24 protein-coding genes, 1 pseudogene and 1 riboswitch are annotated in these 26,259 nt (G+C 65.8%); of the genes and pseudogenes, 22 read left to right on the forward strand and 3 right to left on the reverse strand.

Going from position 1 to position 26,259, the window contains the following annotated elements; all coding sequences use genetic code 11:
* The first annotated feature begins 94 nt into the window (after positions 1–94).
* Positions 95–988, forward strand: coding sequence for a LysR substrate-binding domain-containing protein (locus tag IX761_RS17135; RefSeq protein WP_194790756.1), 894 nt, complete (start codon positions 95–97; stop codon positions 986–988).
* Between the two features lie 283 nt (positions 989–1,271).
* Positions 1,272–1,772, forward strand: coding sequence for a DUF4019 domain-containing protein (locus IX761_RS17140; RefSeq protein WP_194790757.1), 501 nt, complete (start codon positions 1,272–1,274; stop codon positions 1,770–1,772).
* 59 nt (positions 1,773–1,831) lie between these two features.
* Here IX761_RS17140 and paaX read toward each other — a convergent pair whose 3' ends face one another.
* Together paaX and paaY are read right to left on the reverse strand one after the other, a co-directional pair.
* Positions 1,832–2,755 carry a phenylacetic acid degradation operon negative regulatory protein PaaX gene (gene paaX / locus IX761_RS17145; protein ID WP_194790758.1) on the reverse strand — a complete coding sequence of 308 codons (924 nt, stop codon included), beginning with the start codon at positions 2,753–2,755 and terminating at the stop codon, positions 1,832–1,834.
* A gap of 59 nt (positions 2,756–2,814) precedes the next feature.
* On the reverse strand, positions 2,815–3,414 hold the full coding sequence (paaY, locus tag IX761_RS17150) for a phenylacetic acid degradation protein PaaY (RefSeq protein ID WP_194790759.1): 600 nt from the start codon (positions 3,412–3,414) through the stop codon (positions 2,815–2,817).
* A gap of 332 nt (positions 3,415–3,746) precedes the next feature.
* Between paaY and paaF the strand changes: the two genes are divergently transcribed.
* The 16 genes and pseudogenes from paaF to IX761_RS17230 all read left to right on the forward strand — a co-directional run bounded on the left by paaF (position 3,747) and on the right by IX761_RS17230 (position 19,906).
* Positions 3,747–4,520 carry a 2,3-dehydroadipyl-CoA hydratase PaaF gene (gene paaF, locus IX761_RS17155; RefSeq protein ID WP_194790760.1) on the forward strand — a complete coding sequence of 258 codons (774 nt, stop codon included), beginning with the start codon at positions 3,747–3,749 and terminating at the stop codon, positions 4,518–4,520.
* Between the two features lie 32 nt (positions 4,521–4,552).
* Positions 4,553–5,347 carry a 2-(1,2-epoxy-1,2-dihydrophenyl)acetyl-CoA isomerase PaaG gene (paaG, locus tag IX761_RS17160; RefSeq protein WP_194790761.1) on the forward strand — a complete coding sequence of 265 codons (795 nt, stop codon included), beginning with the start codon at positions 4,553–4,555 and terminating at the stop codon, positions 5,345–5,347.
* 2 nt (positions 5,348–5,349) lie between these two features.
* Positions 5,350–6,867, forward strand: a complete 1,518-nt coding sequence (gene paaH / locus IX761_RS17165; RefSeq protein ID WP_194790762.1) for a 3-hydroxyacyl-CoA dehydrogenase PaaH — start codon at positions 5,350–5,352, stop codon at positions 6,865–6,867.
* A complete protein-coding gene (gene paaI / locus IX761_RS17170; RefSeq protein ID WP_194790763.1) occupies positions 6,860–7,309 on the forward strand; it encodes a hydroxyphenylacetyl-CoA thioesterase PaaI in 450 nt (149 codons plus the stop codon). The genes paaH and paaI overlap by 8 nt, the downstream gene beginning before the upstream one ends.
* Entirely contained in the window at positions 7,302–8,522 is a 1,221-nt protein-coding gene (gene pcaF, locus IX761_RS17175) for a 3-oxoadipyl-CoA thiolase (RefSeq protein WP_194790764.1), read from the forward strand. The genes paaI and pcaF overlap by 8 nt, the downstream gene beginning before the upstream one ends.
* 94 nt (positions 8,523–8,616) lie before the next feature.
* Positions 8,617–9,936 carry a phenylacetate--CoA ligase PaaK gene (gene paaK / locus IX761_RS17180; protein WP_194790765.1) on the forward strand — a complete coding sequence of 440 codons (1,320 nt, stop codon included), beginning with the start codon at positions 8,617–8,619 and terminating at the stop codon, positions 9,934–9,936.
* 253 nt (positions 9,937–10,189) lie between these two features.
* Positions 10,190–11,179: a 1,2-phenylacetyl-CoA epoxidase subunit PaaA gene (paaA, locus tag IX761_RS17185; RefSeq protein ID WP_125464038.1), complete on the forward strand. Its 990-nt coding sequence runs from the start codon at positions 10,190–10,192 to the stop codon at positions 11,177–11,179.
* 26 nt (positions 11,180–11,205) lie between these two features.
* Positions 11,206–11,487 (forward strand): 1,2-phenylacetyl-CoA epoxidase subunit PaaB, encoded by a 282-nt coding sequence (gene paaB, locus IX761_RS17190; RefSeq protein ID WP_023631078.1) that lies wholly within the window; start codon positions 11,206–11,208, stop codon positions 11,485–11,487.
* A gap of 8 nt (positions 11,488–11,495) precedes the next feature.
* Complete coding sequence (gene paaC / locus IX761_RS17195; protein WP_194790766.1) at positions 11,496–12,254, forward strand: 1,2-phenylacetyl-CoA epoxidase subunit PaaC; 759 nt, start codon at positions 11,496–11,498, stop codon at positions 12,252–12,254.
* Entirely contained in the window at positions 12,241–12,765 is a 525-nt protein-coding gene (gene paaD, locus IX761_RS17200) for a 1,2-phenylacetyl-CoA epoxidase subunit PaaD (RefSeq protein WP_194790767.1), read from the forward strand. The genes paaC and paaD overlap by 14 nt, the downstream gene beginning before the upstream one ends.
* Before the next feature lie 15 nt (positions 12,766–12,780).
* Positions 12,781–13,857: a 1,2-phenylacetyl-CoA epoxidase subunit PaaE gene (gene paaE / locus IX761_RS17205; protein WP_194790768.1), complete on the forward strand. Its 1,077-nt coding sequence runs from the start codon at positions 12,781–12,783 to the stop codon at positions 13,855–13,857.
* Positions 13,858–14,086: 229 nt separating this feature from the next.
* Positions 14,087–14,395: a DUF485 domain-containing protein gene (locus IX761_RS17210; RefSeq protein ID WP_110993846.1), complete on the forward strand. Its 309-nt coding sequence runs from the start codon at positions 14,087–14,089 to the stop codon at positions 14,393–14,395.
* Positions 14,386–15,954: pseudogene (locus tag IX761_RS17215) on the forward strand (cation acetate symporter); the annotation flags it as partial. The gene IX761_RS17210 and the pseudogene IX761_RS17215, both read left to right, overlap by 10 nt.
* Before the next feature lie 35 nt (positions 15,955–15,989).
* Positions 15,990–17,222 carry an OprD family porin gene (locus IX761_RS17220; protein ID WP_194790770.1) on the forward strand — a complete coding sequence of 411 codons (1,233 nt, stop codon included), beginning with the start codon at positions 15,990–15,992 and terminating at the stop codon, positions 17,220–17,222.
* Between the two features lie 37 nt (positions 17,223–17,259).
* The gene (gene paaZ, locus IX761_RS17225; RefSeq protein WP_194790771.1) at positions 17,260–19,314 is read left to right on the forward strand and encodes a phenylacetic acid degradation bifunctional protein PaaZ; all 2,055 of its coding nucleotides are present in this window, start codon (positions 17,260–17,262) and stop codon (positions 19,312–19,314) included.
* 280 nt (positions 19,315–19,594) lie between these two features.
* Positions 19,595–19,906: a hypothetical protein gene (locus IX761_RS17230; protein ID WP_194790772.1), complete on the forward strand. Its 312-nt coding sequence runs from the start codon at positions 19,595–19,597 to the stop codon at positions 19,904–19,906.
* Positions 19,907–19,916: 10 nt separating this feature from the next.
* On the opposite strand, the gene IX761_RS17235 is transcribed toward IX761_RS17230, so the two are convergent.
* Positions 19,917–21,536, reverse strand: coding sequence for a hybrid sensor histidine kinase/response regulator (locus IX761_RS17235; RefSeq protein WP_194790773.1), 1,620 nt, complete (start codon positions 21,534–21,536; stop codon positions 19,917–19,919).
* A gap of 103 nt (positions 21,537–21,639) precedes the next feature.
* Here IX761_RS17235 and IX761_RS17240 point away from each other — a divergent pair, with 103 nt between their 5' ends.
* The 4 genes from IX761_RS17240 to IX761_RS17255 all read left to right on the forward strand — a co-directional run bounded on the left by IX761_RS17240 (position 21,640) and on the right by IX761_RS17255 (position 25,364).
* Positions 21,640–22,254 carry a LuxR C-terminal-related transcriptional regulator gene (locus IX761_RS17240; protein WP_194790774.1) on the forward strand — a complete coding sequence of 205 codons (615 nt, stop codon included), beginning with the start codon at positions 21,640–21,642 and terminating at the stop codon, positions 22,252–22,254.
* Positions 22,255–22,293: 39 nt separating this feature from the next.
* A riboswitch (cobalamin riboswitch) is annotated at positions 22,294–22,500 on the forward strand.
* A 106-nt stretch (positions 22,501–22,606) separates the two neighbouring features.
* A complete protein-coding gene (locus IX761_RS17245) occupies positions 22,607–23,383 on the forward strand; it encodes an ABC transporter ATP-binding protein (protein WP_194790775.1) in 777 nt (258 codons plus the stop codon).
* Entirely contained in the window at positions 23,380–24,342 is a 963-nt protein-coding gene (locus IX761_RS17250) for an ABC transporter substrate-binding protein (protein WP_194790776.1), read from the forward strand. The genes IX761_RS17245 and IX761_RS17250 overlap by 4 nt, the downstream gene beginning before the upstream one ends.
* Positions 24,342–25,364, forward strand: coding sequence for a FecCD family ABC transporter permease (locus tag IX761_RS17255; protein ID WP_416366798.1), 1,023 nt, complete (start codon positions 24,342–24,344; stop codon positions 25,362–25,364). Before IX761_RS17250 ends, IX761_RS17255 begins: the two co-directional genes overlap by 1 nt.
* Positions 25,365–26,259 lie beyond the last annotated feature (895 nt).

Genomic DNA, 26,259 nt, shown 5'->3' on the forward strand with positions numbered 1-26,259 from the left:
AATTACGCTTCCTGGAGTGTCGGCAACTTGAACTGTACGGAAAAGCACAATAAATTTGCCCTCACTATTAAAAAAACTAACAGCCTGGCCGCCCATGACCCGCGATCGCTTGCCACCCCTCAACGCCGTGCGTGCCTTCGAAGCCGCGGCGCGGCTGGGCAGTTATGTAGCGGCCTCGCAGGCGCTGCACGTGACCCAGCCGGCGATCGGCCGGCACGTGAAGAACCTCGAAGACTGGCTGGGTGTGCGCCTGCTCGAGCGCTCGCCCCGGGGCGTCACCCTTACCTTGCAAGGCGCCCACTACTATCAGGCTGCTACTGAGGCCCTGCAGATCCTCGCGGATGCCGGTACACGCCTGGCCAAGCGCGGCGACGAACGCTGGTTGCGCATTCTCTGCGGGCCTGCGTTTGCCTCGCGCTGGCTGACGCCACGCATCGAAGCCCTGCGCAGCCTGCGGCCAGACCTGAAGATTGCCATCGAGCCCAACTCCACCTTCACCAGCGTCGATGCCCGCCAGGCTGACCTGGCCATTGCCTATGGCCTGCCTGGTGAGCTGTCCGGCGTGCGCGAAGTATTGATCCGCCCCGAGGTGTTTCCGGTCTGCGCGCCGGATTACCTGGCGCGTCTGCCGGCAGGCCTGGAGGCCGCCGACTTGCCGAAATACCAGCTGATCCACGTGGACGATGGCACCTGGTGGAACAGTTGGTTCGCCGCCATTGGGTTGCGCATTCGGGTCAAGGCCCAGACCTCACATGTCAGCAATGACATTGTGTTGACCCTGGCCCAGCGCGGCCACGGCATCGCACTGGCCAACGCGGTGCTGGTCGATCGCGAACTGCAGGAAGGTAACCTGGTGCGCTGTGTTGCACCGGCGGTACCGCTTGAGAGTTATCAATTGCTGACCCCTCCCCAGCCGCCGTCTGCCGACGCCTTGTGGTTCATGGAATGGTTCGCTACCCGTTTGCGCGAAAGTTATCCAGGGGTTTGAACCTGAAACACAGGCTCAAGTTCACGGGCTTAAAAGTCGCTTACTTTCATGAACGTCTACGATAACTCGACTAAATAAGCATTTAGTTGAGTTAAGTTATGAATGCTCGAACAAACAGCAAATAAGCACCCTGCAACTACTCGCCGCCATTGAATGGCAAAGTTAAACCCCTTCCGGCTGGCACGAGTTTCGCCCTGAAGGGTTGTGGGTGCCCTTGCGACTGGCCAGCGCGTTCGGTTTTCGCTTTAATCATTCGCTGGACCCCTCATCCTCGAGGTTTTGCATGAAGCACTGTTTCACCTTGCTGGTCAGCGTGTTGGCGCTCGCTGGCTGCGATGTCTCCATCAATACCAACGCGCCCGCGACGAGTACGTCGGCAGTAACGGTCTCCCCACCTGGCTCAGCACAACAGCAGCGACAGGTGGCGGGTACTGCGAATGCGTTCCTGCTGTTGCTTGATGCGGGAAGAGCCGACATGACCTGGTCGTCGACTGGCTCGGCACTCAAGGCGACAACGTCCGAGTCAAACTGGGTCAACGGCATCAGCGGCTTGCGCATGGGGCTTGGCGAACTGCAGCAACGTGATCATTTTCAGATCACCTACACCCGGCAGTTGCCGGATGCGCCGCCTGGCCATTACGCCGCCATCCAGACCCAGTCGACGTTTGCGAACATGGCCGTGACCGAGCTTGTGCTGCTCGTTGAAGACGCTGACCAGTGGCGCGTGGTCGGCTACAACATCAGCAAAGCCGTCGAGGTGGCCGCAGGGATTCGGCTCTTCTAGTCGGCCAGTCGCCCTATGGACCGGCCTGAGGTTGAATGCGCTTCAGGTCCTTCGTGATATCAGCTCAATCCACCGAACCTTTGGTAATAGCTGCTGTTGGCATCCGGCAACGGCCCATCCGCCGTCTCCAGCGCATTGGCCAGGTACTCCTCTGCCCTGCCCTGCACCAGCCGGTACAGGTTGCGGCAGAGTTGCCGTGCCGCCCGGCCTTCCCAATCCCCCGGCAACAGCTCATCCGGCAGTTGCGGATCGCGCAGCAGCAGGCGCCGGTATTCGTGGATCAGCAAGGTGCGGGCCAGGAAGCAGTCGCTGGCGTCGGGTGTCTCCAACGCACTCATCGCCTGCCACAAGGGGCGGAACAGGCGAATGAACTCGCTGTAGTGCTGGCCCAGCTCATCGATATTCCAGCTTTCGCGCACTTGTGCACGCAATGCCTTGGAGGCCAGCACCTCTTGAGCCAGGGTTTCGAAGACGATGCTGTCGTCCTCGGCGTCCTGCTCGCGCAGGGTCGCAACCAGGTCGGCGCGATCGGTGCGCGGGCAGCCCAGCAGGTTCGGGCCCATGGCGCCGAAGCCTTGCCACTCCAGCTCCTCGCGCACAGCCTTGCGTTTGCCGGCGTCGAGCTGCGACAGCAACACCAGGGTCCAGGCACCGTTCCAGGCCGGGAGGCTCGCGCTGTAGACGCGCTTGAAGGCTTTCTCGAAACGCCGCCGCCCGGTGCCCGTGAGGCTGTAGTAGCTGCGTCGACCAACCTTCTCGGCGGTCAGCCAGCCTTCCTTGGTCAGGCGGAAGATCGAGGTACGGATCAGCCGCTCGTTGATGCCCATCGGCTCCAGCAGGTTGATCAGGCTGCCCAGCCAGACCGTGCCGCCATGGGGTTCGATGGCATCGCCATAAAGGGTGATGATCAGCGAGCTGGCGCGGATCGGCGTCTGCTCCTGGAAGCGGGTGATCAGGTGATTCAGAGGGGCAAGGCTGCTCATGAGGGGGCGCGGCGCGGCTAAAGCCTCGACTATACCCGCCTGCCGTGACCGCGCAAGGCTCATGCGCCGCCCTCGGACTTGGGTCGGAAGCCCGAATCACCCATGCGCGGGCGCTGCACCTCTGCTTCGCTCAATGCAGAGCACTCCACCATCGAGGTCATGCAGCGTCGCGTCAGGGCATGGTATTCGGCAGTGCCACGCTGTTTCCAGGCCAGTTCCTCATCGCTGACCGGCCGTTTGACCTGCGCCGGCGACCCCACCACCAGGCTCTGCTCCGGGCACTGGAAGCCGGCCTTGACGAACGCTGTGGCGGCGACGATGCAGCGCGGCGCGACATGCGCCCCATCCATCACCACCGCATTCATCCCCACCAAAGCATCTTCACCCACCCGGCAACCGTGCAGTACCGCACCGTGGCCAACGTGCCCATTGCGTTCGACCACCGTGTCGCCCCCGGGGAAGCCATGCATCACGCAGGTGTCCTGCAGGTTGGCGCCCTGCTCCAGGACGATGCGCCCGAAGTCGCCGCGCAACGACGCCAAGGGGCCGACATAGCAATCGGGGCCGACGATCACGTCACCGATCAGCACTGCACTGGGGTGGACATAGGCGCTGGGATGGACCACGGGGGTCAGGCCGTCGAGGCGGTAGCAAGGCATGGGGTGGCTCCCGATGTGATTCAAAGGACTGCCCGATCATGTATCAATTCAAATATTTCAGTCAATTTATCTTGACGTGTATCGCTTTCTGTCGGCAGCACTGATCGCTGAAAAGCCAGTCATCACACGGGTTTCTGCACACATATACAGGACATACGGCTACGAAAGCCGGCTTGCCGACGATAGGCAGTCAAAAAGCAAATGGATACACACAATCAATTTATGTATTGATATTTAGTATCGCATTTAGCCTATACTCGCCCCAGCACCGCCAACAACTCCAAAAAAAGCCGGCCGCAGCCGGCGCCGAACGTGCAGCCTGAGGTACCACCATGCCAAGCAATCTCGTTGTGCAGCCCCCAGCGGATGGCGTCCGCCTGGTCACCCTGCACCGCCCGCAAGCCCTCAACGCATTGAACACCGAGTTGCTGGCCGAGCTGGCCGCCGAACTCGACGCCGCCGAGCGCGACGCGCACACCCGCGCCGTGGTCATCACCGGCAACCGCAAGGCCTTCGCCGCCGGCGCCGACATCAATGAAATGGCCGAGCGCGATCTGGTCGGCATTCTCAACGACCCTCGCGTGGCCCACTGGCAGCGCATCGCCGCCTTCTCCAAGCCGCTGATCGCCGCGGTAAACGGCTTCGCCCTGGGCGGAGGCTGCGAACTGGTGATGTGCGCCGATATCGTCATCGCTGGCAGCGACGCACGCTTTGGCCAGCCCGAAATCAACCTCGGCATCATCCCCGGCGCTGGAGGCACCCAGCGCCTGTTGCGCGCGGTAGGCAAGCCGCTGGCCATGCAGATGGTGCTCAGCGGCGAGGCCATCGACGCTCGCCATGCCCTGCAGGCTGGCCTGGTCAGCGAAATCACCGAGCCGGAGCTGACCGTGGAGCGCGCCCTGCAAGCGGCCCGCGCCATCGCCGCCAAGGCCCCGCTGGCCGTGCGCCTGGCCAAGGAAGCGCTGCTCAAGGCTCAGGACACCGACCTTGCCAGCGGCCTGCGTTTCGAACGCCACGCCTTCACCCTGCTGGCCGGTACCGCCGACCGCGACGAAGGCATCCGTGCCTTCCAGGAAAAACGCCCGGCCCATTTCCTCGGCCAGTGACCCTTCCCCTCCACCGACGGAGCGCCTCTGTCATGCTTTTCCAGCACATCCTGTTTTCCATCGACGACGACGGCGTCGCCTTGCTCAGCCTGAACCGGCCCGAGCAACTGAACAGTTTCAACAGCGCCATGCACCTGGAAGTGCGCGAGGCCCTCAAGCAAGTGCGCCAGAGCGAACACGCCCGAGTACTGCTGCTGACCGGCGAAGGCCGTGGATTCTGCGCAGGCCAGGACCTGTCTGATCGCAACGTCGCCCCCGGCGCCGAGATGCCCGACCTGGGCGAGTCCATCGAAAAATTCTACAACCCGCTGGTGCGCAGCCTGCGCGACCTGCCGCTGCCAGTGATCTGCGCCGTCAACGGCGTGGCCGCCGGCGCCGGGGCCAACTTGCCGCTGGCCTGCGACCTGGTGCTGGCGGCGCGTTCGGCCAGTTTCATCCAGGCGTTCTGCAAGATCGGCCTGGTGCCGGACTCCGGCGGTACTTGGCTGCTACCGCGCCTGGTCGGCATGGCCCGAGCCAAGGCCTTGGCCATGCTCGGCGAACGCCTGAGCGCTGAACAAGCCGAGCAATGGGGCCTGATCTACCGCGTAGTCGACGATGCCGCGCTGCGCGACGAAGCACTTGCCCTCGCCCGCCAACTGGCAACCCAACCCACCTACGGCCTGGCCCTGATCAAGCGTGCGCTGAACCAGAGCTACGACAACCGTTTCGACCAGCAGCTGGAGCTGGAGCGCGACTTGCAACGGCTGGCTGGGCGCAGCGAGGATTACCGCGAAGGCGTCAGCGCCTTCATGAACAAGCGCGCCCCTGCGTTCAAGGGGCGTTGACCATGGCCGCACTCGACCGCAACACCCTGGTGGCGGTGATCGGTGCCGGCGCCATGGGCGCAGGTATCGCCCAGGTGGCCGCCCAGGCCGGTCATCCGGTTCGCCTCTACGACAATCGCCCAGGCGCCGCCGCGCAGGCCGTCGAAGGCATCGACCGGCAGCTCGGCCGCCTGGTTGAGAAAGGCAAGCTGCAAGCCGTCGAGCGTGAAGCCATCAGCGCCCGCTTGCAGCCGGCGTACACGCTCGATGCGCTGGCACCCGCGCGCCTAGTCATCGAAGCCATCGTCGAAAACCTGTCGATCAAGCAAGGCCTGTTGCGCCAGCTTGAAGACTTGTGCGGCACCGACTGCATCCTGGCCAGTAACACCTCGTCGCTGTCGATCACCAGCCTGGCCGCCGGCCTGAAGCGCCCCCAGCAAGTGATCGGCATGCACTTCTTCAACCCGGCGCCGCTGATGGCCCTGGTGGAGGTCGTTTCGGGCCTGGCCACCGACCCGGCCGTGGCCGCCAGCTTGTATGAAACGGCCAAGGCTTGGGGCAAGCAGCCCGTGCACGCGCAATCCACACCGGGCTTTATCGTCAACCGCGTGGCCCGCCCGTTCTACGCCGAAAGCCTGCGCCTGCTGCAAGAAGGCGCCGCCGACTGCGCCACGCTCGATGCGCTGCTGCGCGACGCCGGCGGCTTTCGCATGGGCGCCTTCGAACTCACCGACCTGATCGGCCATGACGTCAACTACGCGGTGACCTGCTCGGTGTTCGAGGCCTATTACGGCGACTTCCGCTTCCAGCCGTCGCTGGTGCAGAAGGCGCTGGTGGATGCCGGGCGCCTGGGCCGTAAATCCGGCCAAGGCTTCTATAGCTATGCTGAGGGCGCACAAAAACCACAGCCGCTGACCCTGGCCAGCCAGGCGAACGTGGATTGCTGCGTGGTAGAAGGCGACCTCGGCGTGCTGCACCCCCTGCTGGACCGCTTGCGCGCCGCAGGTATTGGTATCACCGAACGCGCAGGCACCGGCCTGCTACGTGTCGGCGACGCCACCCTGGCGTTGTCCGACGGCCGCCTGGCCAGCCAGCGTGCCCGCGACGACGGCCTGAGCAACCTGGTCCTGCTCGATCTAGCCCTGGACTATGCCAGCGCCACCCGTATTGCCATCAGCCAGGCCGCCAACTGCACAGCCGAGGCCCGCGATCAGGTGGTTGCCTTGCTGCGCAAGGCCGGGCTCGAGGTTAGCGCCATCACCGACCTGCCCGGCCTGGTGGTACTGCGCACGGTGGCGATGCTGGCCAATGAGGCTGCCGACGCCGTGCTGCAAGGGGTGGGTACCGCGCAGGACATCGACTTGGCCATGCGCGCCGGGGTCAATTACCCCCGTGGCCCGCTGTCCTGGGCCGACAGCCTCGGCGTCGGCTACACCCTGCGCGTGCTCGACAACCTGCAACGCAGCTATGGCGAAGAGCGCTACCGCCCTTCCCTGCTGCTGCGCCGTACCCACGCCGAAGGAGGCCGCCTGCATGCCTGACCACTCCCAACAAACCCTGGCGCGCGCCTGCGCCGAGGCCATGTTCGCCCGTGACGCGGCCAGCCAGGGCCTGGGCATCGAACTGCTCGACGCCGGCCCCGGCAGCGCCCGGCTGGGCATGACCGTGCGTGCCGATATGATCCAGGGCCATGGCACCTGTCACGGCGGCTTTCTGTTCGCCCTGGCCGATTCGGCCTTCGCCTTCGCGTGCAACAGCCATGACGAAGCCACCGTGGCCCTGGGATGCAGTATTGATTACATCGCCCCAGCCAAACGCGGCGACCAGCTCGTGGCCTCCGCGATAGAGCTGAGCCGCAAGGGCCGTACCGGCAACTACGACGTGCGCATCGAAAACCAGCATGGCGAGCTGATCGCCCTGTTCCACGGCAAATCCTACAGGGTGCGCGGCAGCGTGCTGGCACCGGAGACTTCCCATGACTGACACCCTCCAGCCCCACGCATTGATCATCGACGCCGTGCGCACCCCCATCGGCCGCTACGGCGGTGCGTTGTCCAGCGTGCGCCCCGACGACCTGGCCGCCGTGCCGATCAAGGCCCTGATGGCCCGCCACCCCGAGCTGGACTGGAGCCAGGTCGACGATGTGATCCTCGGCTGCGCCAACCAGGCCGGCGAGGACAACCGCAACGTCGCGCGCATGGCCAGCTTGCTGGCCGGGTTACCGATCGGCGTGCCTGGCACCACGATCAACCGCCTTTGCGGCTCGGGCCTGGACGCCATTGGCAATGCCGCCCGCGCCCTGCGCTGCGGCGAGGCCGGGCTGATGCTGGCAGGTGGGGTCGAGTCGATGTCCCGCGCGCCGTTCGTGATGGGTAAGTCCGAGCAGGCGTTCGGTCGCAGCGCCGAGCTGTATGACACCACCATCGGCTGGCGTTTCGTCAATAAAAAGATGCAGGCGCACTACGGCATCGACTCGATGCCCGAGACCGCTGAGAACGTCGCCGAGCAGTTCGCTATCAGCCGTGAGGACCAGGATGCCTTCGCCCTGCGCAGCCAGCATAAAGCTGCCGCTGCCCAAGCCAACGGGCGCCTGGCCCAGGAGATCGTGCCGGTCGAGATCCCCCAGCGCAAAGGCCCGGCCAAATGCGTCGAGCACGACGAACACCCGCGCGGCGACACCACCCTTGAGCAACTGGCGCGCCTCGGTACGCCGTTCCGCGAGGGCGGCAGTGTCACCGCCGGCAATGCCTCCGGGGTCAACGACGGCGCCTGCGCGTTGCTGCTGGCGAGCCCGGAAGCTGCGCGCCGACACAACCTCAAGGCCCGTGGCCGGGTGCTGGGGTTGGCAGTGGCCGGTGTCGAACCGCGGATCATGGGCATCGGCCCGGTGCCGGCGACCCACAAGGTACTGGAGTTGACCGGCCTGGCGCTGGCCGACATGGACGTGATCGAACTCAACGAAGCCTTCGCCGCCCAGGGCCTGGCCGTGCTGCGTGAGCTGGGCCTGGCCGACGACGACCCACGGGTCAACCCCAACGGCGGCGCCATCGCCCTGGGCCACCCGCTGGGCATGAGCGGCGCGCGCCTGGTCACCACCGCCTTGCACCAGCTGGAACAGACCGGTGGCCGCTACGCCCTGTGCACCATGTGCATCGGCGTCGGCCAGGGCATCGCCCTGGTGATCGAGCGCCTCTGATCAGCCGCCCGCAGACGCAATGCACGGCGGGCAGTATGCTGCCCCCATGACACTCAGGGCCCCGGCCCATGACAAGAACAATTCGAGTGAAACCATGAACCACTACGCCAAAGCCGAACGTGCCCTGCTCGACCCAATGGAAACCGCCAGTATCGACGCGCTGCGCCAGCACCAGCTGGAGCGCCTGCGCTGGAGCCTGCTGCACGCCTACCAGAACGTTCCCCTGTACCGCCAGCGTTTCGACGCCTGCGGTGCCCACCCGGACGACCTGCACACGCTGGACGACCTGGCCAAGTTCCCCTTCACCGGCAAGAACGACCTGCGCGACAACTACCCCTACGGCATGTTCGCCGTGCCCCAGGACCAGGTGGTGCGCCTGCACGCCTCCAGCGGCACCACCGGCAAGCCGACCGTGGTCGGCTACACCCAGAACGACATCGACACCTGGGCCAACGTGGTGGCGCGCTCGATCCGCGCCGCCGGCGGGCGCAAGGGCGACAAGGTGCACGTCTCCTACGGCTACGGCCTGTTCACCGGCGGCCTGGGCGCGCACTACGGCGCCGAACGCCTGGGCTGCACGGTGATCCCCATGTCCGGCGGCCAGACCGAGAAGCAGGTGCAACTGATCCGCGACTTCCAGCCCGACATCATCATGGTCACGCCGTCGTACATGCTCAACCTGGCCGACGAGATCGAGCGCCAGGGCATCGCTCCCGACGACCTCAAGCTGCGCCTGGGCATCTTCGGTGCCGAGCCCTGGACGGATGAACTGCGGCGTTCCATCGAACAGCGCCTGGGCATCGACGCCCTGGACATCTATGGCCTGTCGGAAATCATGGGGCCGGGCGTGGCCATGGAGTGCATCGAGACCAAGGACGGCCCGACCATCTGGGAAGACCACTTCTACCCCGAGATCATCGACCCGGTGACTGGCGCCGTGCTGCCGGACGGCCAGCTCGGCGAGCTGGTGTTCACCTCGCTGAGCAAGGAGGCGCTGCCGATGGTGCGCTACCGCACCCGCGACCTCACCCGCCTGCTGCCCGGCACCGCGCGGCCGATGCGGCGCATCGGCAAGATCACTGGGCGCAGCGACGACATGCTGATCATCCGCGGGGTCAATGTGTTCCCCACGCAGATCGAAGAGCAGGTGTTGAAAATAAAACAGCTTTCAGAGCTTTATGAAATTCATCTGTATCGTAATGGCAACCTTGACACGGTCGAAGTGCATGTGGAGCTGCGGGCTGATAGCCAGTACCTGGATGACGGCCAGCGCAAGCAGGTGGTGGGTGAATTGGCGAAGCAGATCAAGACCTATATCGGCATCAGTACGCAGGTGCACCTGCAGCCGTGCGGGGCGCTGAAGCGCTCGGAAGGCAAGGCTTGCCACGTGTATGACAAACGTTTGGCTGGCTGATTCAGCCGCTACCTATCAAGCCCTGGCATGGTCCGGGGCTTTTTTTCGCCTGCAGGAAAGCCTGGGGGCGCTTTGCGCCCCTTTCGCTGGCAAGCCAGCTCCCACAAGACCCTGTGGGAGCTGGCTTGCCAGCGATTGGCCATGAATGTGATACAGAAATCTTATTTGATACATCAAATACTGTTTGATGTTGTGTTTTGTATCGCTTATAAATACCCCACGCCCCAACGCAGCCCACCCCGGGAGCCCGACCATGTACGCACAGCTCGTAGAAACCGGCGTCAAACGCCTCAAGTCGCTGGAAGAGATGTCACCCGAAGAACGCGCCTTCCAGGAAAAGATCGACGCCGAGATCAAGATCGAAGCCAAGAACTGGATGCCCGACGCCTACCGCCAGACCCTGATCCGGCAGATCTCCCAGCACGCCCACTCCGAGATCGTCGGCATGCTCCCTGAAGGCAACTGGGTCACCCGCGCCCCGTCGCTCAAGCGCAAGCTGCAGCTGATGGCCAAGATCCAGGACGAAGCCGGCCACGGCCTGTACCTGTACAGCGCCATGGAAACCCTCGGCGCCGACCGCGACGAAGAGATCGCCAAGCTGCACAGCGGCAAGGCCAAGTACTCGAGCATCTTCAACTACCCCACCCTCAGCTGGGCCGACATGGGTGCGGTGGGCTGGCTGGTGGACGGCGCCGCGATCGTCAACCAGGTGGTGCTGCAGCGCACCTCCTACGGCCCCTACTCCCGCGCCATGGTGCGCATCTGCAAGGAAGAGAGCTTCCACCAGCGCCAGGGCTACGAGCTGCTGCTGACCATGATGCGCCACGGCACCCAGGCCCAGCGCGACATGGTCCAGGACGCCATCAACCGCCTGTGGTGGCCGGCGCTGATGATGTTCGGCCCCAGCGACGAGCACTCGCCCAACAGCGCCCAGTCGATGGCCTGGAAGATCAAGCGCCAGACCAACGACGAACTGCGCCAGCGCTTCATCGACCAGACCGTGCCGCAGCTCGAGCTGCTCGGCTGCACCGCCCCCGACCCCGAGCTCAAGTGGAACGCCGAACGCGGCCATTACGACTTCGGCGAAATCCAGTGGGACGAGTTCTACGAGGTGATCAAGGGCAATGGCCCCTGCAACCAGGAGCGCGTCGCCACCCGGCGCAAGGCCATCGAGGATGGCGCCTGGGTACGCGAGGCCGCCGTGGCCTACGCACGCAAGCAACAGAACAAGAACGCCGCCTGAAGCGGCCATCGATGCGGAGATCGAGCATGTCTGACTGGACCCTTTACGAAGTATTCGTGCGCAGCAAGCACGGCCTGAACCACAAGCACGTCGGCAGCGTGCACGCCGCCGACGCCGCCATGGCCATCGAGAACGCCCGCGAGCTGTACACCCGCCGCAGCGAGGGTGTGAGCCTGTGGGTGGTGCCCTCGGCACTGATCACCGCCTCCTCCCCCGACGAGAAAGACCCGCTGTTCGCCCCGGCGGACGACAAGGTGTACCGCCATGCCAGCTTCTACGAGCTGCCCGCCGAAGTCGGCCACATGTGAGGCCCGCCATGCACAAGCAAGCACTTATCCAATACCTGCTGCTGCTCGGTGACAGCGCCCTGGTCCAGGGCCAGCGCCTGTGCGAGTGGTGCGGCAAGGCCCCGGCGCTGGAAGAAGAACTGGCGCTGATGAACGTCGGCCTCGACCTGGTGGGCCAGGCCCGCAACTGGCTGGACTACGCCGCCGAACTGCTGGACGACGGCCGCGACGCCGATGCCCTGGCGTTCCGCCGCGATGAACGCGCCTACCGCAACCTGCTGCTGGTCGAGCAACCCAACGGTGATTTCGCCGTGACCCTGCTCAAGCAATTCCTCTACGACGCCTGGCACCACGCCACGCTCGAAGGGCTCAGCACTTCCCGCGATGAACGCATCGCTGGCATCGCCGCCAAGGCCCTGAAAGAAGTTACCTATCACCTGCGCCGCTCCGGCGAATGGGTGCAGCGTCTGGGTGGCGGCACTGAAGAAAGCCGTCGGCGCATGCTCGAGGCCATCCCTGCGTTGTGGCGCTTCACGGTCGAATTGAGCGTCGCCAACGACGGCGAAGTCCAGCTGGCCCAGGCCGGTATCGGCGCTGACCCGGCGCAGATCGCCCAGCACTGGCTGAGCACCGTCACCGCCATCTTCGCTTCGGTCGATCTACCGCTGCCCAAGGCCGCCAGCCACTTCTACCTGGATGGGCGCAAGGGCCTGCACAGCGAACACCTCGGCCTGCTGCTGGCTGAAATGCAGTTCCTGCCGCGAGCCTACCCCGATGCGACCTGGTGAGCTGATCGCCGGCGACCGCGGCGCCCGGGCCCAGCAACACGGCGACCTGGCCCATGCCTGGGCCGTGCTCGCCGAGGTGATGGACCCGGAAGTACCCGTGGTCAGCGTGGTCGACCTGGGGATCGTGCGCGACCTCGACTGGCGCGCCGGCCACCTGCACCTGGTGGTCACCCCGACCTATTCCGGCTGCCCGGCCACCGAGGTGATCGAGGGTGACATCCGCCACGCCCTGGAGCAGGCCGGCTTCGCCGCACCCGCGCTGGAGCGCCGGCTGATGCCGGCCTGGAGCACCGACTGGATCAGCGCCCAAGGCCGCGAACGCCTGCGCGCCTACGGCATCGCCCCGCCCGAGGGCAGCGCCAGCCTGCGCGGTGCGGTCCCCAGCGTGTGCTGCCCGCAGTGCGGCAGCGCGCACACCGAACTGCTCAGCCAGTTCGGCTCCACGGCCTGCAAGGCGCTGTACCGCTGCCGCGCGTGCCTGGAGCCGTTCGACTATTTCAAATGCCTTTGAGCCGTGGAGAACGCCATGAGCCCGTTTCACAGCCTGACCATCAAGCAAGTGCGCCAGGAAACCCGCGACGCAGTGTCCATCGCCTTCGACGTGCCCGCACACCTGCAAGAAGATTTCCGCTTCACCCAGGGCCAGTACCTGGTCATGCGCACCCAGCTCGATGACGAGGAAGTGCGCCGTTCCTATTCGATCTGCAGCGCGGTGCAGGACGGCGAGCTGCGCGTGGCGGTCAAGCGCGTGCCCGGCGGGCGCTTCTCGGCCTTTGCCAACGAAGTGCTCAAGGCCGGCCAGCAACTGGAGGTGATGCCGCCGTCGGGCAACTTCTTCGTGCCGCTGGACCCGGCGCGCCAGGGCAACTACCTGGGCGTGGCCGCCGGCAGCGGCATCACCCCGATCCTGTCGCTGGTCGCCACCACCCTGGCGACCGAGCCGCACAGCCGCTTCACCCTGCTGTACGGCAACCGCGCCAGCAACAGCGCGCTGTTCCGCGACCGCCTGGAAGATTTGAAGAACCAGTACCTGGACCGCCTCAACCTGATCTTCGTGTTCAGCCGCGAGCAGCAGGACGTCGACCTGTACAACGGCCGCATCGACGCCGACAAGTGCGGCCAGCTGTTCTCCCGCTGGCTGGATGTGAAGCAGCTCGACGCCGCGTTCATCTGCGGCCCCCAGGCGATGACCGAGACCGTGCGCGACAGCCTGCAGGCCAACGGCATGGACAAGGCGCGTATCCACTACGAACTGTTCGCCGCCGCCGGCAGCGAAGCCCGTCGCGAGGCCCGCGAGGCAGCGCGCGAGCTGGATTCGGCGGTCAGCCAGGTGACGGTGATCAGCGACGGCCGCGCCCTGGCCTTCGACCTGCCACGCAACACCCGCAGCGTGCTCGACGCCGGTAACGCCATCGGCGCCGAGCTGCCGTACTCGTGCAAGGCCGGGGTGTGCTCGACCTGCAAGTGCAAGGTGATCGAGGGCGAAGTGGAGATGGACAGCAACCATGCCCTGGAAGACTACGAAGTGGCCGCCGGCTACGTGCTGTCGTGCCAGACCTACCCCTTGAGCGACAAGGTGGTGCTCGATTTCGACCAGCTCTGACACCGAGGCGCCTTGATCCCTGTAGGAGCGGCCTTGCGTCGCGAAAGGACCGCAAAGCGGTCCCAGGATCTCGAGTCCAGCCCACATCTCGGCTCCAGCCCGAAGATTGCCGGGGCTGCTATGCAGCCCTTTCGCGACACAAGGCCGCTCCTACAAGGACTGTGCAAGCCCTCAGCAACACCCGCGTGACCTGAAAAAACAATTACAACAGCCAGAGAGAACGCCAGCCATGACCCCCGAACACCTCGAGAGCATCAACAACCACCCCGACTTCCAGCAACTGATCAAGCGCAAGCGCCGCCTCAACGGCACGCTCACCTTGACCATGCTCGCCGCCTACTACGGCTTCGTCCTGCTGGTGGCCTTCGCCCCTGGCGTGCTGGGCCAGTCGCTCAGTGGCGGGGTGACCAGCGTCGGCATGCTGGTCGGGGTGCTGATGGTGCTGCTGTCCTTTGCCCTCACCGGCATTTACACCCATCGCGCCAACACCGTGCTCGACCCGCTCAACGACAAGGTCAAGCAGGAGTGCGCACGATGAACTGGACCGCCATCTCGATGTTCCTGGTGTTCGTCTGCTTCACCCTGCTGGTAACCCGCTGGGCGGCGCTGCGCACCCGCTCGGCCAGTGACTTCTACACCGCCGGCGGTGGCCTCACCGGCATGCAGAACGGCCTGGCGATCGCCGGCGACATGATCAGCGCCGCGTCCTTCCTGGGCATCTCGGCGATGATGTTCATGAACGGCTACGACGGCCTGCTCTACGCCCTGGGCGTGCTGGCCGGCTGGCCGATCATCCTGTTCCTGATCGCCGAGCGCCTGCGCAACCTGGGCAAGTACACCTTCGCCGACGTGGTCTCCTACCGCCTGGCCCAAGGCCCGGTGCGCATCACCTCGGCGTTCGGCACCCTGACCGTGGCGCTGTTGTACCTGGTGGCGCAGATGGTCGGCGCCGGCAAGCTGATCGAGCTGCTGTTCGGCATCAGCTACCTGTACGCGGTGATGCTGGTGGGCGTGCTGATGGTGCTGTACGTGACCTTCGGCGGCATGCTCGCCACCACCTGGGTGCAGATCATCAAGGCGGTGATGCTGCTGTCGGGCACCAGCTTCATGGCCTTCATGGTGCTCAAGCACTTTGGTTTCAGCACCGAGGCGATGTTCGCCAGTGCCGTGGCGGTACATGCCAAGGGCCAGGCGATCATGGCCCCGGGGGCGCTGCTGTCCAACCCGGTGGATGCCATCTCGCTGGGGCTGGGGATGATGTTCGGCACCGCGGGCCTGCCGCATATCCTCATGCGCTTCTTCACCGTCAGCGACGCCAAGGAAGCGCGCAAGAGCGTGTTCTACGCCACCGGCTTCATCGGCTACTTCTACCTGCTGCTGATCGTCATCGGCTTTGGCGCCATCGTCATGGTCGGCACCGAACCGTCCTACCGTGATGCCGCAGGCGCGATCATCGGTGGCGGCAACATGGTCGCGGTGCACCTGGCGCAAGCGGTGGGCGGCAACCTGTTCCTCGGCTTCATCTCGGCGGTGGCCTTCGCCACCATTCTCGCCGTGGTCGCGGGCCTGGCGTTGTCCGGTGCCTCGGCGGTGTCCCACGACTTGTATGCCTGCGTAATGCGCAAAGGCCAGGCCAGCGAACAGCAGGAAATGCGCGTGTCGCGCATCGCCACCCTGGTGATCGGCCTGTTCGCGGTGCTGCTGGGCCTGATGTTCGAGTCGCAGAACATCGCCTTCCTCTCCGGCCTGGTGCTGGCGGTCGCCGCCTCGGTCAATTTCCCGGTGCTGCTGCTGTCGATGTTCTGGAAAGGCCTGACCACCCGCGGTGCGGTGGGCGGCAGCCTGGCCGGGCTGGTCTCGGCGATCGTGCTGGTGGTACTGGGCCCGGCGGTGTGGGTCAACGTGCTGCACAACGAGCACGCGCTGTTCCCCTACAGCAACCCGGCGTTGTTCTCCATGTCGCTGGCGTTCCTCGGCGCCTGGGCGTTCTCGGTCACCGACAGCTCGGCGCGCGCCCAGGACGAACGTGGCCGCTACCTGGCCCAGTTCATCCGCTCCATGACCGGTATCGGCGCTGCCGGCGCCAGCAAGCACTGACCTCGATAACAACAAGAACGACGGGTACAACAACAATGAACCGCACCCACCTCACGTCAGCCGCCTGGCTGGCCACCCTCGCCCTGCCCTTGCCGGCCCTGGCGGACTTCATCGGCGACAGCCACGCGCGCGTCGAACTGCGCAACCACTACATCAACCGCGACTTCCGCCAGGACAACGCGCCACAGAACAAGGCCGAGGAATGGGGCCAGGGCTTTACCGCGCGTTTCGAGTCGGGCTTTACCGACGGCCCGGTTGGCGTCGGGGTAGACGCCATGGGCCAGCTGGGCATCAAGCTCGACTCCAGCCGCGATCGGCGCGGCACTGGCCTGCTGCCGTACGGACCCAACAGCAAGGAACCGGTGGACGACTACAGCGAGCTCGGCCTGACCGGCAAGCTGCGGGTCTCGAAAAGCACCCTGCGCCTGGGCACCCTGCAGCCGATCCTGCCGGTGGTGGTGTACAACGACACCCGCCTGCTGGCCTCGACCTTCCAGGGCGGCCTGCTGACCAGCCAGGAGCTGGACGGCCTGACGTTCAACGGCGGGCGCCTGACCAAGGCCAACCTGCGCGACTCGTCCGGGCGCGACGATATCGGCTACGGCGCCGCCACCAGCGACCACTTCGATTTCGGCGGCGGCAGCTACGCCATCACCCCGCAGACCAGCGTCAGCTACTACTACGCCAAGCTCGAAGACATCTACCGCCAGCAGTACGTGGGTTTGCTGCACACCCAGCCGCTGGCCGAGGGCGTGAGCCTGCGCAGCGACCTGCGCTACTTCGACAGCCGTGGTGATGGCGCCGAGCGCGCCGGCAACATCGACAACCGCAACTTCAACGCCATGTTCACCCTGGGCGTCAAAGCCCACAAATTCACCGCCACCTGGCAGCAGATGTCGGGCGACAGCGCCTTCCCGTTCCTCAACGGCGGCGACCCGTACACCGTCAACCTGGTCACCTACAACACCTTCACCCGCGCCGGGCTCGACTCCTGGCAGGTGCGCTACGACTACGACTTCGTCGCCATGGGCATCCCCGGGCTGAGCTTCATGACCCGCTACACCGACGGCCGTCATGCCGAAACCGCGACCATCAGCAACGGCCGCGAGCGTGAACGCGACACCGACATCACCTACGTCATCCAGAGCGGCCCGCTCAAGGACGTCAGCCTGCGCTGGCGCAACGTCACCTTCCGCTCCGGCAATGGCCTGACCAATGCCGTGGACGAGAACCGCCTGATCATCGGCTACACCGTGGCGCTCTGGTAAGCGCGCCCCTGTCTATCAGAACAGCAAGGAGAACAGCATGTCCGCCTCCCCTACCCTGCAAAGCTTCATCGCCGGCCGTTGGATCGGCCAGCACGGCGCCCAGGCGCTGCGCAGCGCCCTGGACGGCCACGTCCTGGCCTACAGCCACGAAGAACGCCCGGACTTCGCCGAAGCCGTGGATTTCGCCCGTGCCCAGGGCCTGCAAACGCTGCTGGCAATGGACTTTCAGGAGCGCGCCGCACGCCTCAAAGCCTTGGCGCTGTACCTGGCCGAGCGCAAAGAGCAGCTGTACGCCCTGTCCCACCACAGCGGCGCCACCCGCGCCGACAGCTGGATCGACATCGAAGGCGGCAACGCCACGCTGTTCGCCTATTCGAGCATGGGCCGCCGTGAGTTGCCGTCGGGCAACCTGGTGCATGAAGGCCCGGCGATCCCCCTGGGCAAGCAAGGCCACTTCGCCGGCAGCCATATCCTGGTCCCGCGCGCAGGCGTGGCCGTGCATATCAACGCCTTCAACTTCCCGATCTGGGGGATGCTGGAGAAGTTTGCCCCAACCTTCCTCGCCGGCATGCCGTGCATCGTCAAGCCCGCCACCTCCACCAGCTACCTGACTGAAGCCGTGGTGCGGCTGATGAACGAGTCCGGCCTGCTGCCGGCCGGCAGCCTGCAACTGGTGATCGGCAGCACCGGTGACCTGCTCGAGCGCCTGCAAGGCCAGGACCTGGTGACCTTCACCGGCTCCGCCGACACCGCGGCCAAGCTGCGCGTCACGCCGAACCTGGTGCGCAATTCGGTGCCGTTCAATGCCGAAGCCGACTCGCTCAACTGCGCCATCCTCGGCCTGGACGTGAGCCCCGACAGCGAGGAGTTCGAGCTGTACATCAAGGAGGTGGCGCGGGAGATGACCACCAAGGCCGGGCAGAAATGCACGGCCATCCGCCGCGCCATCGTCCCGGCCAAGCACATCGACGCCGTCGCCACCCGCCTGCGCGAACGGCTGCGCAAGGTGGTGGTCGGTGATCCGTCGGTCGAAGGCGTGCGCATGGGCGCCCTGGCCTCCCACGACCAGCAGCGCGATGTCGGCGAACGCGTGCGCAGGCTGCTGGACAGCTGCGACCAACTGCTGGGCGCCAGCGATGGCTTTACCCCGGTCGGTGACGGCGTGGCCGAAGGCGCGTTCTTCGCCCCGACCCTGCTGCTGGCCCGCGACCCCCACGCCGAGGGCGGCGCCCACGATATCGAGGCGTTCGGCCCGGTCAGCACGCTGATGGCCTACGACGATCTCGACGAAGCCCTGGCCCTGGCAGCCCGGGGCAAGGGCAGCCTGGTGGCGACCCTGGTCACCGCCGACCGCACCGTTGCCGCCACGGCCATCCCCGCCGCAGCGGCCTGGCACGGGCGCCTGCTGGTACTCGACAGCGAAGCGGCCAAGGAATCTACCGGCCACGGCTCGCCGTTGCCACAGCTCAAGCACGGTGGCCCGGGCCGCGCCGGCGGTGGTGAGGAGCTGGGCGGCTTGCGTGCGGTCAAACACTACCTGCAACGTGCTGCAGTGCAGGGCTCGCCGAGCATGCTGATGGCGGTGACCGGTGAGTACGTGCGCGGCGCCGAGGTGATCGAAACCGAAGTGCACCCGTTCCGCCGCTATTTCGACGACCTGCGCATCGGTGAATCGCTGCTCACCCACCGCCGCACGGTGACCGAGGCGGACCTGGTGAACTTCGGCTGCCTGTCGGGCGATCACTTCTACATGCACTTCGACGACATCGCGGCGAAGCAGTCGCAGTTCGGCAAACGCATCGCCCATGGCTACTTCGTGCTCTCGGCCGCGGCCGGGCTGTTCGTCTCACCGGGTGAAGGGCCGGTGCTGGCCAACTATGGGCTGGACACCCTGCGCTTCATCACCCCGGTGGGGATCGGCGACACCATCCAGGCGCGGCTGACCTGCAAGCGCAGGATCGACCAGGGCAAGACCAGCCCGCTGGGGCAGCCGCAAGGCGTGGTGGCGTGGGATGTGGAGGTGACCAACCAGCTGGGTGAACTGGTGGCGAGCTACGACATCCTGACCCTGGTGCTCAAGCGTCCGCAATGAAAGCGCTCAGCGGATCCCTGTAGGAGCGGCCTTGTGTCGCGAAAAGGGCCGCAGAGCGGCCCCAGCGATCGATTGTGCTACTTGAATGGCTGGGGCTGCGATGCAGCCCTTTCGCGGCACAAGGCCGCTCCTACAGGGGGGCGGCGGCCTTGCCGGCGATTGGCAATGTGCCATCTCGCACATCTGCCCTACATCACCACGCAGGCCCCGGCGCTATAGTCGGCCCAACGCCCGCATCGCACGTGTGGCGTACCGAGAACACTGCCAAGGAAGCCACGCGATGAAGCCCATGCCCCCCGCCCTCAAATCCCTGGCCCTGCTGGCCGTGCTCGCCAGCTTGGCCGGCTGCCAGACCGCCAGCCCGTCGGCGGACACCCTCAAGCAACGCACCGAGGTCACCCTCGGCACCCCAGTGAGCCAGGTCAGCAACCTGCGCAACGACTCCAACACCACCTACTACACCGCCAGCACCAGCAAGGGCCGCTACGATTGCCAAGTGCCCAGCGGCGGCCTGGTGGCAGTGGCCGGCATGGGTCTCTACACCCCCTCCCCGACCTGCTGGAAAGAAGGCCAGGCGCCGGTGTTCCAGTGACCGCGTCGGCCTAATGGGTCGACGCCAGCAGGGAGTCGCGCAACGCCCGCAGCGCCAGGCGCAGCTCCGCCGGGCGCACCGGTTTGGCCAACACGGCGATGCCGCGGGCCTGCAACGCCCCCTGCAAGCGGTCGATCTCATGGCCAGTCATGATCAGCGCCGGCACCGCGTAACCACGCTGGGCACGCAGCCGGTCGATGCAGTCGATGCCGGTGGCCTGCGGGCCCAGGTCGTAGTCGGCGACTATGACGTCGCAGTCGCTGACCAACCCCTCCGGCGACGTTTCGGCCTGTACCTCGCAGCCCCAGCGTTGCAGCAAGGCACAGGTAGCCTGCAACACGTTGTGGTCGTCCTCCACCAGGCAGACCCGCAGCCCATCGAGCATGCCCACCTGCACAGCCGGATCGGCGTTCGCCCGTGATACTTGCGGCGCAGCCTTCGCCAACCCTTGCAAGGTCACGGTGGTGCCGTGCCCCGGGCGCGAATGCAAGCTGACGTCCAGGCCCATCAGGTCACCCAGGCGCTTGACGATCGACAACCCCAGGCCGACCCCCTCCACATCCTTGTCGCGCACTTCGCGCACCCGGTAGAACTCCTCGAAGATCCGCGCCTGGTGCTCCTGGGCAATCCCTCGCCCCTGGTCGCAGACCACGATGGCCAGGCCCTCGCCACGAGGCCGCACGCCAATCAGCAGCGGCCGCCCGGCGGCGTACTTGAAACAGTTGGACAGCACGTTCTGCACCATTGTCGTCAGCATGCCGGGGTCGGCGCGGATCCAGTGACGGCTGGGTACCAGGCGCATTTCCACGCCCGCCCAGCGCGCCGCTTCGCTGTTCTGGCGCAGCAGCTCACGCAGCAAGTCATCCACGGCGAAGCGCTCCCACTTCGGTTGCAGCCGGCCGTTGTCCAGGGTGTAGAGGTCGAGAATCGAACGGAACAGCTGCGAGACGTTGAGCAGCGAGCGGTCGATGCTGTCCACCAGGCGCCGCTGCTCGTCGCCCAGCCGGCTTTCGCGCAGGCACGCGGTGAACAGGCCGATGGAGTGGATGGGTTGGCGCAGGTCGTGGCTGGCCTGGGCTAGGAAGCGCGACTTCTCGCGGGTTGCGGCCTCGGCCAGGGCCGTGGCCTTGCGCGTGCGCTCCAGCAGCAAGTGGGCGTAGAACGGGATCAGGGTGCTGGTGGTCAGCAGCATCGGCAGCAGGAACGGCTGTTGCTGCCAGTACGGCGTCAGCCACCACACTGCCACCAGCGCGGCCAGGGCCAGCACGGTGGCAACCGCCAGGTAGCGCGAACCGAAGCGCATGCCGTTGCCCAGGTTGATCCAGACCATCACCGCATACAGTGGCAACGCCGCTTCGCCACCGATCACCAGGCCCAGGCAGGTGGCGCTGTAGTCGTGGACCATGCCCAGCACCCGCCGCCACGGGTAGTGCCCCGGCCAGCGCACGATGGCCTGGCGCACGCCGATCGACACCACGGTGAAGGCCATGTAGTAGATCAGCACCGGCAGGTAGGTGGCCACTTCGCGGCCCGGCAGGAAGCCCAGCAGCGCCACGTAGCTGATGGCGCAGGTGGAGACGATGATGCGCAGGTTGGCCTGGTCCAGTTCGTTGTTCTTCTCGAACTTCATGAGTCACTTCCTTGTGCGCCAGTAGGCAACTTCGCCAGCCATGCAAGGAAATGACCGGCGGTGGCTGCTAAATTAGCATGGCCGCCAGACAGGGAGTTGGGATGTGAGTTGCCGAATCATCGTTGCGGATGACCACCCGTTGTTCCGCGAAGCCATGGTTGCCACCGTGCGGCGCCTGTTGCCCGAGGCGGTGCTGGAACAGGCCGGCAGCCTGCAAGAGGTGCAGCGGCTGGCAGCGCTGGGCGATGCGCCCGACACCCTGATCCTCGACCTGCGCTTCCCTGGGCTGACGGGCATCGACCGCTTGGCCGAGCTGCGCCAACAGTTGCGCCGCACCACCGTGATCATCGTGTCGATGGTCGACGAACCGGCCATCATCGATCAGGTCATGGCCACCGGTGTCGACGGCTTTATTGGCAAGAGCCTCGCCCCGGACGAACTGGGCGCGGCGATTCTCGCCATCCGTGCCGGCGAGGTGGTGGTGCGCTACGCCAGCAGCGGCCTGTTGGCCCCGGCAGGCACCGACAGCGAGCTGCAACAGCTCACCCAGCGCCAACAGGAGGTGCTGCGGCTGATCGCCCAGGGCAAGACCAACAAGGAAATCGCCCGGGCGCTCGAAATCTCGCCGTTCACCGTGCGTATCCATGTCTCCTCGCTGCTCAAGGCCCTCAACGTGACGACCCGCACCGCAGCGGCGGTCAAGTATTCAGGGCATTGATTCGCGCTGGATTTGACTCGCCCGGGCTTCGATGTTCATATGCGCCCCTTGTTTTCAGGTGTCCCTGGCCGCCGCGCCAGGGGTTAAACGGGAAGCCGGTGCCCCGCTATAGCGGGTAGTCCGGCGCTGCCCCCGCAACGGTAAGCGAGCAGGGCCTGCAAAAGACCACTGTGCCAACGGCATGGGAAGGTGCGGGCCCGCTGACCCTCGCAAGCCCGGAGACCGGCCTGGATTCGCCATTGGCTACCCCCGCGGCGGGCGGGTGCGCGCCGGTTCCGGGGCACCCGCCCGCGGCAGCCTCACGCACGTCCACCGTAGAACGTTCACCCTTGCTGCTACGGTGCTTCTTTACATGTCCTCGCCGCTTTTGCGCCTCGAACGCCTGAACTGGTCACCTTCACCCGGTGGGTCACCCCTGCTCGACGGTATCGAGCTGGAGGTGGCTGCCGGCGAGTTCGTCGGCCTGATCGGCCCCAACGGCAGCGGCAAGACCAGCCTGCTGCGCTGCGCCTACCGGTTCAACCGGCCGTGCAGCGGCCAGGTGCTGCTCGACGGCGAGGATATCTGGCGGCAATCGCCGCGCTGGGTGGCCCGGCGTCTGGCGGTGATGGCCCAGGAGTTCCCCGATGACTTTGGCCTGAACGTGCGCGATGTCGTTGCCATGGGCCGCACCCCGCACCTGGGCTGGCTGGACGGCGACGGTGACCCGGCGCCGGTGGACAATGCCCTGCGCCAGCTGGGCCTGGACAGCCGTGCCGACCAGCACTTCGCCAGTTTGTCCGGCGGCGAGAAACAGCGGGTACTGCTGGCCCGCGCCCTGGCCCAGCAACCGCGCCTGCTGATCCTGGATGAGCCGACCAATCACCTGGACCCCCGCTACCAGCTGGCCCTGCTGCGCCACCTGCGCGCCACCGGCCTGGGCCTGCTGGCCAGTTTCCACGACCTCAACCTGGCGGCAGCCTTCTGCGACCGCTTGTACGTAATCGAACAGGGCCGCATCGTCGCCCACGGCACGCCCGCCCAGGTTCTGACCGAGCGGTGCCTGGCCGAGGTGTTCGGCGTGCACGTGCTGGTCGACCGTCACCCCGTGGGCGATCACCCACGCATCACCTGGATAAACCCCGCATGAAGCGACTGCTCCTCTCGCTACTCGCCACCCTGCCCCTGGCCGCGCCGGCCAGCGACTACCCCGTGACCGTGCACAGCTGCGCCCGCAGCGTGACCTTCGAGCATGCCCCGCAACGCGCGGTCAGCCACGACATCAACCTCACCGGCATGCTCCTGGCATTGGGGCTGAAGGAGCGCATGATCGGCTACAGCGGCATCAGTGGCTGGAAAACCCTGGACCCGTCGTTGCGCGAGGCCTTGGATGGCTTGCCGGAACTGGCGCCACGCTATCCGTCGGTGGAAAACCTGCTGGACGCCAACGTCGATTTCCTGTTCGCCGGCTGGGGCTACGGCATGCAAGTCGGCGGCCCGCTGACCCCGGAGCGCCTGGCGCCATTCGGCCTGCCGGTCTACGAGCTGAGCGAGTCGTGCTCGAAGATCATGCCGCGCCCTGCCGCCAGCCTGGAGGACCTGTACACCGACCTGGGTAATCTGGGGCGGATCTTCGGCGTGACGCCACGGGCCGAGGCACTGATCACCCAGTTGCGCCAACGTGTGGCCAGGGTCACCACCTCGCTCGCCAGCGTGCATGACCGGCCACAGGTGTTCCTCTACGACAGCGGCGAAGACCGCCCCACCACATCTGGCCGGCTGGGCATGCCCCAAGCGCTGATCAAGGCAGCAGGCGGTGACAACGTCATGGCCGATGTCGCGGCGAGCTGGACCGAGGTGGGCTGGGAAAGCGTGGTGGAGCGCGACCCCGAGGTGATCGTCATCGTCGACTACGGGCCGACGTCCTGGGAGCAGAAGCGCGATTTCCTGCTGCAGCATCCAGCCTTGGCCGAGGTGCGGGCCATTCGCGAACGTCGCTTCGTGGTGTTGTCCTACCTGCAAGTGACGCCCTCCGTGGACAACGCCAGCGCCATCGAGCGATTGGCGGCGGCGCTGCACCCGCAGCTGTTCGCCGAGGCCCGGCCGTGATTCCGGTACGCAGCCCCGTGGCCTATCGCCTGGTACTGGGCGGCTTGCTCCTGGCACTGCTGTTGTCTTGCCTGCTGTCGCTGGGGTTTGGTGCGGCCGAGGTGGCGCAAGGCAAGGTGCTGGCGATTGTTCTGCACCAATTGGGGTTTGGCGAAGCTGGCGATTTCAGCCGCAGCCAGGCGCAGATCGTGTGGCAGATCCGTGCGCCCCGGGTGTTGCTGGGTGCGTTGGTGGGCGCCGGTTTGGCGTTGGTTGGTGGTGCGTTACAGGCGGTAACCCGTAACCCGCTGGCCGATCCGCACCTGCTGGGGGTGAGTTCCGGTGCCGTGCTGGGGGCGGTGCTGGTGGTGCTGTTCCTCGGTCCGTTCGCCGGACCGCTGAGCCTGCCGCTGGCGGCGTTCCTGGGTGCCCTGGGGTGCATGCTGCTGGTGCTGGGCGTGGCCAGCCGGCGCGGGAGGCTGGACAGCGAGCGCCTGCTGCTGGCCGGGGTGGCGGTGTCGTTCGTGGTGATGGCGCTGGCCAACTTGTTGCTGTTCACCGGTGACCCGCATGCGGCCAGCTCGGTGATGTTCTGGATGCTCGGCGGGCTGGGCCTGGCGCAATGGTCGTTGCTGTGGTTGCCGACGGTGTGCGTGCTGGCCGGTTTCATCCTGCTGATGAGCCTGGCGCGGGCGCTCAATGCCTTGATGAGTGGTGAGCAGACGGCCGTGAGCCTGGGCTACGACACCCGCCGCGTGCGCGCCCAGGTGTTCGTGGGTACGGCGTTGCTGACCGGGGTGCTGGTGTCGTTGTCGGGGGCCATCGGTTTCGTTGGCTTGATGTTGCCGCACATGGCCCGGCGGCTGGTGGGGGCCGAGCATCGGCGGTTGCTGCCGGCCTGTGGGTTGCTGGGGGCGTTGTTCATGGTCTGGGTGGACATGGGGGCGCGGACCTTGATCGCGCCGCAGGACCTGCCGGTGGGGATCGCCACCGCGGCGATTGGCGGGCTGTTTTTCATCGTGTTGCTGCGTCGGCGGCACTGAGCCATTGGCCGCTGGTCGGGGGCCGGTTTGTTTCGACGGAGCGGCGGGCCTTGTTGGCGACTCTCACCTTGTGTACTCCCTGGTGTTTGGAGGTGATGGTCATGGGCACGAGATATTCGATGGGTGGTGGGGATGTTCAGAGCGACTGGCCGGAGCTGGAGCCTGACAGAGGTAATGACCGGGCGGATGATCCGGATGTCGATCCGAACTTTGACGACGACGAGGAGAATCGGCCTGGGGTGCCGGCGAGTGATCCTGAGTCGGGGGCTTGAGCTTTAGGTTTTTCGGTTTGCCCTACGGTCATCCCTTTCGAGGTCCTGATGGCTATCGCATGAGGGCGACCAGGGGCTTGTCGAAAACTTTGCGGCGCTCGACTCCCTGGTGTTTGGAGGTGATGGTCATGGGCACGAGATATTCGATGGGTGGTGGGGATGTTCAGAGCGACTGGCCGGAGCTGGAGCCTGACAGAGGTAATGACCGGGCGGATGATCCGGATGTCGATCCGAACTTTGACGACGACGAGGAGAATCGGCCTGGGGTGCCGGCGAGTGATCCTGAGTCGGGGGCTTGAGCTTTAGGTTTTTCGGTTTGCCCTACGGTCATCCCTTTCGAGGTCCTGATGGCTATCGCATGAGGGCGACCAGGGGCTTGTCGAAAACTTTGCGGCGCTCTTGAGATCGAGCGCCGCCCGCGCGGCGCATCGCTGGCAAGCCAGCTCCCACATTTGTTTCTGGCCATTTATTTCTGGTCCATCTCCACTGTCCGCCTTGTTTGTACGACGCGGTTTCAGCGTGTGCGCTAATGCCGCACCACCTGACTTGAGGCATGCACCAAGGCGGACAGTGAAGACCTCACAGGATGGATTGGCCCGAAACAGATGTGGGAGCTGGCTTGC

This window comes from Pseudomonas sp. UFMG81 (assembly GCF_015354575.1).
GTDB lineage: Bacteria > Pseudomonadota > Gammaproteobacteria > Pseudomonadales > Pseudomonadaceae > Aquipseudomonas.